Annotated in this window: 10 protein-coding genes and 2 tRNA genes; 3 read left to right on the forward strand and 9 right to left on the reverse strand. The window is 37.7% G+C overall.

Annotated features, from left to right (window positions below; genetic code table 11):
* The first annotated feature begins 541 nt into the window (after positions 1–541).
* A complete protein-coding gene (locus AAKU52_RS14245; protein ID WP_354334671.1) occupies positions 542–772 on the forward strand; it encodes a hypothetical protein in 231 nt (76 codons plus the stop codon).
* Positions 773–1,457: 685 nt separating this feature from the next.
* On the opposite strand, the gene AAKU52_RS14250 is transcribed toward AAKU52_RS14245, so the two are convergent.
* Positions 1,458–1,601: transfer RNA gene (locus tag AAKU52_RS14250), tRNA-Asp, on the reverse strand.
* A 24-nt stretch (positions 1,602–1,625) separates the two neighbouring features.
* Positions 1,626–1,733, reverse strand: a tRNA-Asp gene (locus AAKU52_RS14255).
* Positions 1,734–1,883: 150 nt separating this feature from the next.
* On the opposite strand from AAKU52_RS14255, the gene AAKU52_RS14260 reads away from it, so the two are divergent.
* Entirely contained in the window at positions 1,884–2,357 is a 474-nt protein-coding gene (locus tag AAKU52_RS14260; RefSeq protein ID WP_354334673.1) for an Lrp/AsnC ligand binding domain-containing protein, read from the forward strand.
* A gap of 211 nt (positions 2,358–2,568) precedes the next feature.
* Here AAKU52_RS14260 and AAKU52_RS14265 read toward each other — a convergent pair whose 3' ends face one another.
* The 5 genes from AAKU52_RS14265 to AAKU52_RS14285 all read right to left on the reverse strand — a co-directional run bounded on the left by AAKU52_RS14265 (position 2,569) and on the right by AAKU52_RS14285 (position 12,544).
* Positions 2,569–4,911: a Tex family protein gene (locus tag AAKU52_RS14265; RefSeq protein ID WP_354334675.1), complete on the reverse strand. Its 2,343-nt coding sequence runs from the start codon at positions 4,909–4,911 to the stop codon at positions 2,569–2,571.
* A gap of 76 nt (positions 4,912–4,987) precedes the next feature.
* Complete coding sequence (locus AAKU52_RS14270; protein WP_354334677.1) at positions 4,988–5,974, reverse strand: pyruvate dehydrogenase complex E1 component subunit beta; 987 nt, start codon at positions 5,972–5,974, stop codon at positions 4,988–4,990.
* Between the two features lie 66 nt (positions 5,975–6,040).
* Positions 6,041–6,397, reverse strand: a complete 357-nt coding sequence (locus AAKU52_RS14275) for a bleomycin resistance protein (RefSeq protein ID WP_354334679.1) — start codon at positions 6,395–6,397, stop codon at positions 6,041–6,043.
* Positions 6,398–6,407: 10 nt separating this feature from the next.
* The gene (locus tag AAKU52_RS14280; RefSeq protein WP_354334681.1) at positions 6,408–9,311 is read right to left on the reverse strand and encodes a PD-(D/E)XK nuclease family protein; all 2,904 of its coding nucleotides are present in this window, start codon (positions 9,309–9,311) and stop codon (positions 6,408–6,410) included.
* A gap of 20 nt (positions 9,312–9,331) precedes the next feature.
* A complete protein-coding gene (locus AAKU52_RS14285; protein WP_354334683.1) occupies positions 9,332–12,544 on the reverse strand; it encodes a UvrD-helicase domain-containing protein in 3,213 nt (1,070 codons plus the stop codon).
* Positions 12,545–12,677: 133 nt separating this feature from the next.
* Here AAKU52_RS14285 and AAKU52_RS14290 point away from each other — a divergent pair, with 133 nt between their 5' ends.
* Positions 12,678–13,355 carry a cytochrome b/b6 domain-containing protein gene (locus AAKU52_RS14290; RefSeq protein ID WP_354334685.1) on the forward strand — a complete coding sequence of 226 codons (678 nt, stop codon included), beginning with the start codon at positions 12,678–12,680 and terminating at the stop codon, positions 13,353–13,355.
* A gap of 30 nt (positions 13,356–13,385) precedes the next feature.
* Here the strand turns inward: AAKU52_RS14290 and AAKU52_RS14295 are convergent, their stop codons facing one another.
* The gene (locus AAKU52_RS14295) at positions 13,386–15,092 is read right to left on the reverse strand and encodes a glycoside hydrolase family 3 protein (RefSeq protein WP_354334687.1); all 1,707 of its coding nucleotides are present in this window, start codon (positions 15,090–15,092) and stop codon (positions 13,386–13,388) included.
* 98 nt (positions 15,093–15,190) lie between these two features.
* Positions 15,191–15,757 (reverse strand): DUF4136 domain-containing protein, encoded by a 567-nt coding sequence (locus AAKU52_RS14300; protein WP_354334689.1) that lies wholly within the window; start codon positions 15,755–15,757, stop codon positions 15,191–15,193.
* Positions 15,758–15,920 lie beyond the last annotated feature (163 nt).

Below are 15,920 nucleotides of genomic sequence, written 5' to 3' on the forward strand. Positions count from 1 at the left end.
AACTTATCGGCAATACCTCACGGCTGCCTTTTATATCTTGCAATTAAGTATGCTCCTGTTTACCGGTCTTTTTTACTCCGGATCACGCTCCCTAACCTCATCGTTTCAATCTTATTATTCTTTTAACAGCTCCGCTGCTAAAATTCCCGTTTCGTTTGGGATTGCAAAGGTAGTAATCTTTTTAACATTAGCAAGCTTTTTATTAAAACTCTTTCCTTTATTTTCTTTGAGCTTTTAGCCCTTTCCATAAAGTACCAATATCACTCCCTTTTCGCTCTTCAAACCCCTTCTCTATTCCCTTTCTCTCTAAAACCCTTCCTGTGAAGCGGGATGCAAAAGTAGGAAAATTATCCTAATACCAAAACTTATTTGACAAATAAACCATCGTATTATGCTAAGTCCCTCATTTACATGTAAAAGAAATTTAAAGCCCTAAAACCAAAGGACTATAGCCCAGCATTTAAAGCAAAAATAGCCACCAAACATTATTAAGTCCCTACGAAAAAGAAAAATACTTTAAATAGTAAAATAGAAGCCCAGCTTGCCAAAACAGAAAAAGCAAGCCCATAACAGAATACAGGCCATGCAGAAAAAAAAACTTCTAAACAGCAAAAAAAGAACCCAGCTTGTCAAAACAGGAAAAACAAGGCAACAGAAAATAATAAGCCAAGCAAAAAAAGAAAATACCCCGAATAGTAAAGAAAGAAACATCACGGCTCAAAAGAAAACCACATCAAACAACGAACAAAGAAAGTGCAATCCACAAATCTAGAAACAGGCAAGGCAAAACGGTTCTAAAAAAACATAGTATATATAAGGATAGAAAACCCATTTCATAACCGCAACAACAAACCTACAATCCGGTGTAAAGGATTAGAAAGTATAAACTTCACAAAAAACAAGCTGAAGCGAGCCGTACGAGAATTAGCTTAAAAGCCAAATAAACTTAAACCCGAAACAGAATAAAGTATTTTGGTTATTGTCCAACACCCCGAATCCGAATAAACACAGGTCGTAAATAGTAAAAACACAAAGTCATTTCATTAAACAAGCAGCAGCAGCAAGAAAAAGGCACACATGATAACCATCCAGTATTTTGTACCAGGTTTCTATTTTTAACAATTTTCTGGGTTGCAAAAGGCTATAAATAATCTATTAATCCGAATGTTTGTTGAAAAAGAATTTTCGCTCTGTAATATCTATAGGGAACATTGTAAGCTTACAAGCTGCACAACTATCAGCAACAACCTGTAAAACACGATAAAAAAACGTAAGTAACACAAACAAAAGCCAATGTTTATGCAATTAAAAATTGCGTAAACATTGCGCCAGCATTGCGTTACCATTGCGTTAACATTGCGTTAACCCCCAATTCAGCCACTAAAATCTAAGACAAAAAAAAGAGCGGCCAATCCTGGACGCTCATTTTCTAACTAACTTATTATTCATAAAAAAACTGGCTGTTGGGGAAGGAGTCGAACCTTCAAGGGGAAGTTAGCCGCAGTTCAAAATTAATTTGTGGTCAACCCATAAACTGTGTTTATCCCATGATCCCCACCACCGAGACAAGAAGGTGTGTCTGCCAATTTCACCACCCAACATTAAAAAAAGAACTCACTCTTTAGCTGTAGGGGAAGGAGTCGAACCTTCAAGGAGTAGTTAGCCCTTACGGGTTTTCTATGATCTCCACCACCGAGACAAGGAGGTGCGTCTGCCAGTTCCACCACCCTACATTGTTAAGCTAGGTTAAAGAACGATTTTTTTCCTTTTGCTTGATACAAATGTAACAACATCACCTTTATGTTGCAAATATTTTAAACAATTAATTTTATTATTATCATATTCGTAATGAAATAAGTATATCATTACAAACTACCCAAATCATGATAAAAAAAGAAAGCCTAAATTCAGAAATTGACAACTTAGATATTGACATCCTCAAACAATTAATGCAAGATGCGACAAAGCCTTATACGGAAATAGCCAAAGATTTGATCGTTTCTGGTGGAACCATTCATGTACGAATGAAAAAACTTCAGGAGATGGGGATCATTAAAGGCTCACACCTGATTATAGACCCACAAAAAGCAGGCTATGACATTTGCGCCTTCCTAGGGATCTATTTAGAGAAAGGAATACAATATAAGGATGCCGTAGCGCAGCTCAGCAAAATTAAGGAAGTCGTGGAATTACATTATACCACTGGGAGCTACAGCATGTTCGCGAAAATTATTTGTAGAGATACGAGTCACCTTCGACACGTGTTAAACGAAGAAATACAAGCAGTGACAGGCATACAACGTACAGAAACATTGATTTCTTTAGAGGAAAGCATTAAAAGGCAAATTGAATTGTAGTTCAATTTGCCTTTCCTGTAAATCTTTTAACCATTAAAAGCGCATCGCCTTATGGTATTTAAAGCTGCTGCAATGGTTCAAATCAATTGCAGTCCGTATTAAAATTATCAGAGAAATAGTGTAGCCATTAATAATAACAGAGAAAAATTTCACAAAAAACAAGGACTAGTATCCAATAAAAATCAAAACCGACTTCAAAAATAATTAGCCTTTATTTAAATTTATTTTTCAAAGCCTCCAATTTCATTTGTAAATCACCCTCCGGCAATGGTTTTGAATTTCCTTCTTTACGGGCCTTATCTGCAGGCTTAGCAGGAAATTTCGACTTCACCTGATCAGATTTCCCTGCGTTATACACCGGTTTATTAAAACTTCTTGCTTTCACCTCTTGTTTATCTGTCGCTTTAGCACGAGGCTTATTAGCCACTTTTCCGGTCTTCATAGACAATGAAATCCGCTTTCGCGCTACATCAATCTCCATAACGGTAACTTCAACTTTTTGATGAACTTTTACCACATCATTAGGATTGGCAACAAACTGATCAGAAAGCTGGCTGGTATGTACCAATCCATCCTGGTGGACACCGATATCTACAAAAGCGCCAAAATTGGTAATATTAGTAACAATACCCGTAAGTTTCATGCCTAATTTTAAATCTGCAATTTCATTTACCCCCTCGGCAAAGCTAAAGACCTCAAACTGTTCGCGCGGATCCCTTCCCGGTTTAGCCAATTCGAGCATAATATCTGTCAGCGTAGGTAAACCCACCTTTTCATTAACATATTGCTGCAATTTAACCTGTTTCTGTTTCTCTACATCCTTCAAAAGATCTTCCATAGAACAACCTAAATCCGCAGCCATTTTATTAATCAGCGGATAACGTTCCGGATGAACACCACTCGCATCAAGAACAAGGGCCGCATTTCTAATGCGAAGAAAACCCGCAGCCTGTTCAAAAGCTTTATCACCCAAACGGGGAACCTTTTTTAAACTTTCTCTGTTTTTAAATGCACCATGTTCATTTCTATAAGCAACAATATTTTGTGCCAACTGAGGGCCTAAGCCAGAAACATAGGCTAATACTTGCTTAGAAGCCGTATTCAACTCCACCCCCACTGCATTTACACAGCTCATTACGGTATCATCTAAAGATTGCTGCAATTTATTCTGATCTACATCGTGCTGGTATTGGCCTACCCCAATAGATTTGGGATCAATTTTCACCAATTCAGCAAGTGGATCCATTAAACGGCGACCAATAGAAACCGCTCCCCTTACGGTAATGTCTTTATCTGGGAACTCTTCCCTTGCCACATCAGATGCGGAATAAATAGAAGCCCCATTTTCATTGACCATCACAATGATAACCTCGGGAATGGCCAGACCACGTATAAAAAGTTCGGTTTCCCTGCCCGCAGTACCATTACCAATGGCAATGGCTTCTATTTCATATTTAGCACAAAGCTTTTCAATGCAATCAGCGGCATTTTTAACGTTACCCTGCCCTGTATGCGGGTAAATATTTGTGTTTTCTAACAATTTGCCCTGTTTATCTAGGCAAACCACTTTACAGCCAGACCGGAAACCAGGATCAATGGCCAATACATTTTTTTGTCCAATTGGTGCAGCCAATAATAATTGCCTTGCATTTTCAGCAAACACTCTTATTGCTTCTTCATCAGCTTTTTCTTTCGAGAAAGCACGCAACTCAGTAGCCATAGCCGGTGCAAGCAAACGTTTATATCCATCCTGAATAGCTAATTGAACCTGTTTAGCATTTTCATTATGCCCTTTAAGGAATTGTTTTTCCAACAAAGCAATAGCGGGCTCTTCAGGGGGCTGGACATCAAGTTTTAAAACACCTTCATTTTCAGCACGACGCATGGCAAGGACACGGTGCGATGGGGCAGATTTGACTGCTTCTGACCAATTAAAATAATCTTTATATTTGATTCCTTCGGCTTCTTTTCCGCTCACCACGGCAGACTTAAAAACAGCCTGCTGCTGAAAATATTTACGCATTGCAGTCCTGGTATCAGCATTTTCATTCACCAACTCTGCAATAATATCCCTGGCACCAGCAAGGGCTTCCTCAACCGAGGCTACACCCAAATCCGCATTCAAGAATTTTAAAGCCTCCGCATTTGGAGCCGTATTTCCCTGTTCTAAAATCAATAAAGCCAAAGGCTCCAAACCTTTCTTTCTGGCTTCAGAAGCCCTGGTTTTTCGCTTAGGTTTATAAGGAAGGTAAATATCTTCTATTTCAGAAATAGTTAAGGCAGCTTTAATTTGGGCCTCCAGCTCAGGATTCAGTTTACCTAAGGCGGTTAAAGCTTTTAAAATAGCATCCCTCCTTTTATCTAAATCACGTAACTGCTGGAACCTGTCGCGGATAAGAGCAACCTGCACTTCATCCAGACTTCCGGTTACTTCTTTCCTGTATCGGGAAATAAATGGTACGGTTGCCCCTTCATCTAATAATTCGATGGTAGCCAGAATTTGTTTTTCTGTTATCCCTAGTTCAACAGCAATACTTTTTGAGTGGTGACTCATATTACACTAAATTAAAATAAAAAATCCCGAACGACCAATGGTCTTCGGGATTATATAATGTTGGTTAATCAAATAACTATTTTGCTACGTACATTACTTCTTTAACTGCTTTCACAACACGTTCCGCATTTGGCAAACTAGCTGCAATTAAGGTAGGCGCATAAGGAAGCGGAACATCAGCACAAGTAATACGCAATACTGGCGCATCAAGGTGATCGAAAGCATTTTTCTGAACATTGAAAGCTATTTCTGAAGAAATAGAAGCCAATGGCCATGCCTCTTCAACAATCACTAAACGGTTAGTTTTTTTAACCGACTCCACAATAGTTGCATAATCAATAGGGCGAACAGTACGTAAATCAATTACTTCTACACTAATACCTTCTTTAGTCAACTCTTCCACTGCAGGGTTTACTACACGTGTCAGCATTTTACCAAAAGTAACTAAAGTAACATCAGTACCTTCTTTAACAATATTGGCTTTACCAATAGGGATGTAATACTCCTCCTCAGGCACTTCGCCCTTATCACCGTACATTACTTCAGATTCCATAAAAATTACGGGATCAGGATCAAGGATAGCTTGTTTTAGCAAACCTTTAGCTTCGTAAGGAGTAGAAGGAACTACAACTTTTAAACCAGGACAGTTAGCGAACCAGTTTTCAAAGTTTTGACTGTGTTGTGCACCTAATTGTCCTGCATTACCTGTAGGACCACGGAAAACGATCGGGATAGAAAACTGACCGCCACTCATGGATAGCATTTTGGCAGCACCGTTAATAATCTGATCTATGGCAACCAAAGAGAAGTTAAAAGTCATAAACTCTATGATTGGAACTAATCCGTTCATTGCGGCACCAATACCAATACCTGTAAAACCAAGCTCGGCAATAGGGGTGTCAATAATGCGTTTGTCGCCAAACTCATCCAGCATACCCTGGCTCACTTTGTATGCACCATTATATTGCGCCACTTCTTCACCCATCAGAAATACGTTTTCATTTTTGCGCATTTCTTCATTTAAGGCTTCACGTAAGGCTTCTCTAAATTGAATCTCTCTCATTGTATATTCAAATATTAACTGGAGCAAATATAAGTATTGTAATCTAATTCTAAAGTAGTGTTTTAATTACAATTGTTTTCCTGTACTTTCTCCAAAATGCAGGATGTTACCATTGTTGTCTAAAATTGAAAATTGTCTCCTTTCCCAAGGCATTGTTTTCAACGCCCCATTCGGATGAATCACGCCCTGAGCCTCATATAAAGCATAAAGTTCATCTACCGAAGTGACATTAACATAACAGCCGGTATTTTTTGGAATTGCCTCCTCTTGTGTAGGCCAAAAATGAATAAAAACACCGTCTTTGCTCAAAATAAGGTAGCCATCCCAGTTATCATGAAAGGTAAAACCCAATTTCTTTGTATAGAATTCAATGGTTTGAAGCGCATTTAACGACGCTAGAATTGGTATTGCAGTTTTTAGCATTTGATTTTTTTTAAATTCCACATAAAGTTACATAAGGAGAATAAGTAAAACTAGTTTCCACAGTAGTTGGTATAAAAGGAATATTTTCATCGAATAATTCTGCCAACTTTAAACGCAACATTTCAATAAATTCACCTTTTATAGCCTGCAATCTTTCGCCGTTTAGTTGTGTTTTATCGCTGGAATCTATAAATAAAGACCCTTCCTTGCGCATTTTTCTAACACTATAAATGTTTGGCTCCACCCATTCTTTGGCATTAGCCTGCTCAAATACATGTGTATAAAAAAGTGTTTGTAGCAATGCTTTATTTTGGTTGTTACCATTGGTGTCAAAAACATCAGCTATAGAACTAAACTTTAAATCGTCATTGCCTGTTTTATAATCTACAATACGAACAACGCCATTTTTCTGATCGATCCTGTCGATGATACCGAATAAGGTTATAGATTTCGGTGCACCGTTGACCTCAAATTTAAAGGCGATCTGATCTTTCTTTTCAAGGGAGATTATTTGAAATGGGGCATGGTTTTCATCATAATCTAAAATGATATTAGCATATTCTTCCACAATGGCCAGCACCACTTTCTGCATGCCATTGTGTGCTACGGCGTGGTTTTCATTGTTAAAAACTATTTTAGCAAAAGCCCTTTCTGCTAAAGCAGGTAGGTTTTTACGCTGTTGTTTAATGCGCTCTTTAGAAATTTCAGGATGAGTAAGTACCAATTCCCGGTAAAAAGTTTCTAAGATCCAATGCAACATTAAACCAATAATATTAGCCTCAACATTTTCAGCAACCTCTTTCGGCTCTTCAATTTTGGCAACATATTTATAAAAAAACTGCAAAGGACAATTGATATAGGTAGTTAATGCAGTTGCCGATAAACGTATTTCGCCAGTTAGGTATTTATTTAAAATACCCATCACCTGAGGATCCTTCTTTATCTCCACTTTTATTTTACTTTCTGTAGAGATATTTTGCTGATGCTGAAGGTAATTGAACTGATAGCCACTTTCATATTCCAGTTGCCTTAAAAAACGGCTTGGTTCACCAGTATTGTTATCGTCAGTCTGCGCATTATAGACAAGACTAATTTTTTCTGCACGCTGCAGCAGGCGGTAAAACATATAGGCCGAAATGGCATCCTGATTTTCGATAACCGGCAATCCATGCGCCCTGCGGATGCTATCAGGAATAAAACTCGGCGAAATATTAATTTGAGGTAAAACACCTTCATTAACCCCCAAAATATAAACCTGCTCAAAATCAAGGTTCCTGCTTTCCAACAAACCCATTACTTGTATGCCTTGGAGTGGCTCGCCAGCCAAAGGAACGGAAATACTTTGTACAGCGCGCTGAATTATTGAAAGGACAAATGGGAGTTCATTGGTATGATCGGCAGCATTTAAATGAGTATTTAAAGCATCATGAAGGCGATTAAGTTCTTTTATAACAGCTACAAACAATTCGGTTTCGGTTTGTTTCAGGATCTTATTTTCCAGCTGCTGCTCCAAAACATATTTCAGCACCTTTTGTAAGGCAAGCGTGGCCGCAGCCGCACTGCTCACTTTAGAAAAAAACAACTCAAACAAGCCTTTCTGCCCTGTTAACCTTAAAACAGGCACTTCCACTAATTGCTCAGCAATTAATTTCAACTGAATCTTATCTCTGGTATGCGCTGAAATGCCGGTTAAAGGATGTGACAAAAATGCCTCCACCTCTTTAAAGTTCACAGAAAGCTTATCATCTGCCATTTGGGTTTGCACAGAAAGCCATAAATCTGCGAGACCGAAAATAGAAGAAGCAACCAATGGATAGCCCATGGTGACATTTAAATTCAAAGCATGACGCTCCAGCCCTAAGTTAAAATGCGTAGGAATAGTCTGTAGCACGGGTAAAAGCAAACTTTCATCAGCAAGGATAATTGCCACTTTACCGGGTCCATCATTATTTTCAATTAAAGGATAATCCTTTTGTAAAGCCTGATCCAATATTTTGGCTTGTGCTGTTTGTCCTTGCGTTTGATAAACGTCAATAGTTTTTATTGTTGCCTTAATCAGGGTCTTGCTTTCTCCTAAAGCATTATGTAAACCAGTTTTCTCTAAGTTTTTACGCAAGAATAATCCCGCTTCCTGAATTTTATCAGCAATATAATAGGTGTCAATATCAAAATAAAACAAAGCTTTACCTTGATTTTGCCATAGCTTAAATACCAAAGCCTCTGCCTGTGTAAGGGCATTGAAACCTACGAACACCAGTTTGCCATCTATAAAAGGCTGAATAAAATCTGGCACAGTAGCCAGCCCCGTTGCCAACTGGCGATACACCTGTCCCATTGTAATCAGTCCTTTTTCTTTTAAGGCAGCGTGAAAAGCATGGTACAGATCAGGCATACGCCGCCACATTTTTATAAACTGTTCCTGTTGCCTCTTTTGTTTACCCTCCGAATAAGAGCGCCAGAAGTCTTTCAGAAACTGTTGCTGCTCTGCTGTTAAATAATCAAACTGGTGATCAATTTCAGCAATATCTTCCAACTCCTTAAATAATTTATCAGCGTCAACCAGGTCATTATCGATCTGTGAAAAGTCACTCAGAATAATGCGGGCAATAGGATAAAACTGATGGAGTTCCATTACATTACTTCCAGAAAGTTTTAATAGCTTATTGTATTGCTGGTAGAGTGTAAAAAACTGGGTAAAGGAATCGGCGATTTTTAAATTGGTAGAAAGCGCAAAAAACTCCTGTATAGTAAAAAAAGAAGGGCTCCAGAACGGTTTTTTGATAATGTCTGCCAGGTGATTTTGTAAATAAGCTGCAGGGCGTTTATTGTTAAAAATGATGGCAGTATGTTGTAAATTATCCTTCAGTTGCGCTACTAAATCTTCGGCTACTTCTTTTAAAAATGGTTTCATCATGAGGTATAAATGCTTAACCTTTAAACTAATTTTAATTTTCCTGTTACGGCATAAAACAAATACGTTTTAACCTGAGCATAACCCATTGCCAATAACAGACTTTTATAATGATCTACTTGTTCAATATGTTTATTACTTTCTTCAAGTGTAAACTTATAATCAATAATGGTAACCCCTTCATCGGTAATTAACACTTTATCTGGCCTATAGCTTTTACCATGGGTATCAATAATGGTCTGCTCTGTAAGGCTGTATTTACTGCTACCTAAAACACTTTGTAAATCAGGGTTTTCCAGCACAGCTGAGGCCCGCGTTTTAAATCCCGGCAATTCTACTTCCTTAAAAAGCCCGTCGGCAAGCATTTTGTTGAGTACACCATCAATTTCAGTGCTTTGTGAGGCATTGGCTAAAACCTCATGTAAAATACTTCCCGATCGACCAGCATCGTTACCAATCAAAAGATCGAGGTTAGCATTTTTCAGCCCAGCGTCAAATATCTTAGTTAGGCGGTTAGAAACAGGGTAATTTTCTAGTTCAATAAAGGTGTCTTTTTCTATGGAGGATGGCTGTTCCACTACAGGCTCATCAATAACGTAACCATCTACTATATCAATTTCTTCGCCAAGGGCTCTGATCAGTAAATCGCCAATATTGGTGAGTGTATCAGCCTTTTTCCATGGTGCACTAAGGAATAAGTACTCTTTAGAACGTGTAGTAGCAACATAAAGCATATTCAGAGCATCCATATTGTTAAAGAGCAGTTCTTCGAAATAATGCTTGGCTACGGTTGAATTACCAAGTTCTTTGTTATACTTTAAAGGAATACTTTGGAGATGATGGTAAGGTGTATCGGCTGCAGGAACCCAGAAAATACTGTTGGTTTTTCCATTGATGTCCCAATTACAAAAGGGCACAATAACAGCTCTAAAGGCAAGGCCTTTTGATTTATGAATGGTTACTACCTGTACAGCATCTGCATTTTCTGAAGAAGGCAAGGTTTTTCTAATGCCCTCTTCTTCCCAAAAACGCAGAAAGGCAGTAATACCTTTTTCCCCCTGGCGTGAAAAATTACCAGCGAAATCCCTGATGGCAAAAAGATAGGGCAAATGTTCTTTATGGTAGTTCAAGCCATAAGCTTCCATAATTTTCTCCATTAGTTCTGGTAAAGGCTGCTGCATCCAACTTTGCCAGTTCAAGCATAAGTCATGCGGCAAAACTGCTGTTAATTGTGCTAGTTTTTTGAACTTCAAACCAAAATAATGTTGCGTTTCAACCACCGAACCTTGTAAACGGCTATACAAACTAATTGCATTGGCTTTATATAAAGCGGTATTTTCTGCTAATCCGGCCAGAATTTGAAGGGTATTTAAAATAAGTTTAACCGCACTGTTGTTACCAACTAAAAGCGCTTCGCCAGAAATTACACTGATACCATTTTCTAACAAAGCTTTTACTGCGGCTATGGCTTCGGCATTTTTCCGGACCAAAATGCAAATGTCCTTTCTTTGGTATTTTTTTACCTCCAGCAACGCTTTAACTTCTTCCAGCATTTTAGCAATGGCTAATTCTGTAAAAGTATATTTAGGCTCCCCTTCCTCATTTTTCAAAACCATGCACTTAATGGTTCCACCTTTAAGTGTTTTAGGAGTAATTTTTTGTGTTGCACCGGCATATACATCACTTACAATATGATCAAAGCCCTGATTTTTCCACCAGGGTAAAACATCATTATTCACCTCCAGCCCTCCTATTGTTTGGTTTAACTGCAATTGTAATAATTGTGGCAGCGCTTTAAACAACTGGTTATTAAACTGGATAATATTTTCCGTACTACGGTAGTTTTCTTCCAGGCTGTCATCCATAATATGATGCTCGCCCAAATCTAATTTTGCTTGCTGGTGCAGAATGTTCCAGTCGCCATTTCTCCAACGGTAAATTGATTGTTTGGTATCGCCAACGATCAGGTGATCTATAAATTTCTCACTTGGTGCTGCCATGGCATTGCTGAGCAAGGATTTAAAACTACCCCATTGATTGGCTGAAGTATCCTGGAATTCATCAAACAAGAAATTGCGGTAAAAACTGCCCATTTTTTCCCAAATAAAAGAAGGGTTATCACCGGCATCATCAGTAATACCCTTCAAGATGTTTTGTGCATCGCTAATTAAAAGGTTAGGACTTTCATCACGATAACTTTTCAATAAACCAGCCATTTCTTGCATTAAACGGAGGTAATATAGGTTTTTATTAAATCCTTGTGCTAAAATATAAGCTGCATGACCATCCTGATAGAAATCGATTAATTTCTTTAAACAAGGATTCATTTCTTCATAAAGCGAACTATCTTTTCCTTTCTGCAGCCATTCTTCAGGTTGATCGATCAACTTATACAAGCTTTGTATTTTATTGAAATCACCATCTAAAATTTTCTTTAAATTGAGCAATGGCGATCGTGATTTGCCTTTTAAAATTCCTGTATCTATGTCCAAAACCTGGAAAATATCCAATGCATCTTTTGCGCATTCCTTTATTGCGGTCTCAAATACTTCAATACTTTGACGGGTAAGCAGCTGATAATCGCTAAATACCTGATCCATATCTGCAATGAGGCTTAAATTTTCCATTGCCTTTTCAAAAGGTTGGTAGCGTTCCTTAAAAATCTCACCTGTCAGGTCTAAAAGTTCTCGGCGGTAGTTCCAGCTTACATTATTATTAATGCGGTCTTTAGCTAGGTTAATGATCCATTGCAACAATTGAGGCTGTTCATCTAAAGCTTTATCCAGCTTGTCGGCAAGTGCATTTTTCACCTTATCATAATTCATTTCTAAACCGTAACCAGCGTCCAGCCCTAATTCAAAAGCGAAACCACGGATTACTTTTTGCACGAACCCATCAATAGTACTGACGGAAAAACGACTGTAATCATGAAGAATTTTCCGGTATATATTATCTGCCTGTTGCTTCAAAGTTTGCGGACTGAGATCTGCATGTGCTTTTAAAACCAGGGTTCTATAATCATTGATTTTATTAGATTGATCTCCCTCTGCCAAACCACGTAATACTTCCAAAATACGGGTTTTCATTTCTTCTGTGGCCATATTGGTAAAGGTTACCGCCAGAATTTCCCTATATTTATTCTCGCAGCTAAAAAGCAGGACAAGATAGTGTACCGTTAGGCTAAAGGTTTTGCCTGAGCCAGCAGAAGCTTGAAGTATTTTTAATGGTTTGGGCATGCTAGAAGTATTTTTTTAAAGGTATTTCTTTAAACCTATAATAAAGAGATAAAATTACAGTTGGTAAAATTATTTTCATCAATTAAATTGGAGAAAAATAATTACGTTTATAAAACAAATAATTCAAGAAAATATGCCGTTGATAACGCCCTTAAGACAAGACATTGAAAATCCAGTTCTCGTTAAAAAGTACAGTGCAAGTCTCCGCATGTGGCATTGGGCGAATAGCCTAGTAATTTGCGGCTCTTTATTAACTGTTTTATTGAATTCAACCTTGCTGGATGTTCCAGCCAATACCGCTTATATTAAAAGCCAACTGGAAGAATCGGGAACGGTAGTAACTGAAAAACAGGCCTTTTCTGCTGCTCATGGGCTGGAGGATAGGGTTTGGGACATACACATTTACTTCGGCTATGCCTTGGCAGCGCTCCTACTTTTCAGGTTGGTTACAGAATTGTACACCCGTAAAGATCAAAAGTTTTTAAAGAAACTTAAAGCTGCCTATCAGGATTATTTTGTTTTCAAAAAAAACCGCTATTTAGCACGTCATGAACTTTTTGTGAAAGTTTTATATGCACTTTTTTATGGCCTGCTTTCCATTATGGCTGTTACCGGTTTAGCAATGGCTTTTAAACAAGAACTGGGCATTGGAAAAGAGTTCAATCATAGCATAAAAGAATTTCATGGTTTTTGTATGTACCTGATTCTAGCCTTTATTGTATTACATGTGGCTGGGGTATTTTTAGCAGAGAGAAAAGATAGTAGAGGAATTGTATCAGACATGATAAATGGTGGACGTCAAACTGAATAGTTTCTTTACTATCTTTTCCCTTAAAGTCTTTTAATAAGGCATTCCGTATTTAAAGAATTCATTAACGCTTACTGGTAACCTGCCAGTTGCAATGAGCTGATTTTTGAATACTGCAGCAGCCGCTTTTTGCATAAAATCTTCTTTCTGATAAGCAACCAACAAAGCTTTGCTTTGTTCCAGCCCTGGCCATTGTGATAAGTTATAAGGATTACCAAATAAAGCAAAAACAGCATTTTTCTGTGCCATGTCTTTTATAAACATTTTAAGGTCACCACTTAAAGCCATTCCATTACCTGGGCGGGTACGAGAATCATGGATTCCAATAATCACCTGGTCAAACAGACCGAGCTCTTTCAATACCTTTGCTATAGCGTTGGCATTGGCGTTTTTATCTAACGTGTAAAAGATAGAATTTTGGTAATAGCTACCTAAATCTTTCTGAAAGGTCGTTACATCAGTGGTGCCGATACTGATAATCACGGTCCTTTTTTCTTTAGCCAAAGTTTTTATATAATCCTGACCACGAACTAAAGTCATCGCTGCATTTGCCAGTTCTTGTACCAATGCGATACTTTCAGGTCTGTTTACTTCTGCAGCAACATTTTGTTCATTTAAAGTTTTTTTAGCATTTAAACCAACCCAATATTTGGCCATCAAAATTTTCTTTACACTTTGGTCAATTTGGTCCATGCTGATTCTCCCAGATCGAACAGCTTTACGTACCAATTTAATTGCACGGTCGCTATTTTGCGACAATTCTAGAATATCGTTACCAGCAATAATTCCCATCACATCCGCTTCACCATCTTTAAAGTATTTTACTACCCCTTTCATTTCCATGGCATCAGAAATAATAAGGCCTTTAAAGCCCAATTCTTCTTTTAAAATACCAGTTACAATAGGTTTTGATAAAGTTGAAGGAATATTTGGGGTATTATCCAAAGAAGGAATATTCATGTGTGCGATCATTACTCCTGCAGCACCAGCCATAATGAGTTCTCTAAAAGGATAGATTTCCAGGCTGTCCAAGCGTTCTTTAGTAAAAGTTAGCTGAGGCAAATCATAGTGAGAATCCACATCAGTATCTCCATGTCCAGGAAAATGTTTAATGCTTACTAATAAACCTCCATCCTGCATACCTTTCATATAGGCACCGCCTTTAGTAGCTACATTGTATTTATTTTCACCAAAAGAGCGGTAATTAATGACAGGATTATTGGGGTTATTATTGACGTCTACATCTGGTGCCAGGTTCATGTGCATACCAATTCGCTTGTAGTCTTTTGCCACTTCCAACCCCATTTTATAAATCAGGTTATTGTCCTGAATAGCACCTAAAGTCATCTGATAAGGATAAGAAATGGTGCTGTCTAAACGCATCCCTAAGCCCCACTCGCCATCAGAAGTAATAAGCAAAGGTACTTTTGATAGGGATTGATATTTATTTGTCAATATAGTTTGTCTGCCAGGACCACCTTGAAAAAACACAAGACCACCAATCTTTTCTTTTTTAATAACCATGCCAATTGAATCTTCGTAGGCCTTTGTAGAATTAGTTAACCCTCTAACAAAAAACATTTGTCCAATTTTCTGACGTTTGTTTAAATTATTAAAAACAGAATTTACCCATTTGTTAGGTTCTGATAAAGTTTCAATGTATGATTTTTTTTGAGCCTGAACAGTAGAAGCGATGGCTAATGCAATAAGGGTATAAAGAGAAAGATGTTTGATGTTCATTCGTAAGGATACGGTTAATTGAAAATATGTATTTGGGGCAAAGTTAATCAAAACTCCTAATCCCCAAATTATAATTTCAATGCCGTAAGATAAAGCAGCTATGTAAGCTTTTTAAAGATATTAGAAACAACTAAATCTATGTCATTAATGGCATTTTCCGGATTTTTAACTTCACCTTCTGCCCAGCCTCTCCAGATCACTTTTTTTGTTTTGCGATCTATCAAATCGATGATGATACTACCTTCTTTAATTTTAATTTTTCGGGCTTCATTACCCACATAAATGGGCATAGGATCAAAATAAGAATAATACATGTATGCCCTGCCGCGGTAGTAACCAACCCTGGGACTTAACCGATATGGCGGTTGGTAGTAGATTGGTTCATTATAATATTTAACCTGATTTTCAACTACGGCAGTATAACGAACCAAAATATCAGGATTGGCATTATCTAATTTCAAGCCCCTGTTTTCAAGTTCCTTACTGGCAGCATCCACAATTCTATCTGTAGCGATATCATTGTTGTAAACATTGGTTGACTTAGATTGCCCTTCTGGAATCCAGGCATAGGTATGATAGTTTTGAGTGGTTAAGGGCTTATTGCTAACTGCATAATAGTTGTAAGAAGAACATGCTGATAATACAAAAGTTATTGTAAGCAGCATTAAACAATGTTTTTTCATAAGTTTAACTCCTTTCTGGAAGTGAATTGTAACCCCCTGATTACAATTATGGAGACAATTAAAAAGTAAAAAAGTTTAAGTAAAAGGCTTATAATTTAAAACTGTGTATTAAATTTAATACAATTCAAATATTTAATTCACAGAA

This window comes from Pedobacter sp. CG_S7, from assembly GCF_040544395.1.
Classification (GTDB): Bacteria; Bacteroidota; Bacteroidia; order Sphingobacteriales; family Sphingobacteriaceae; genus Pedobacter.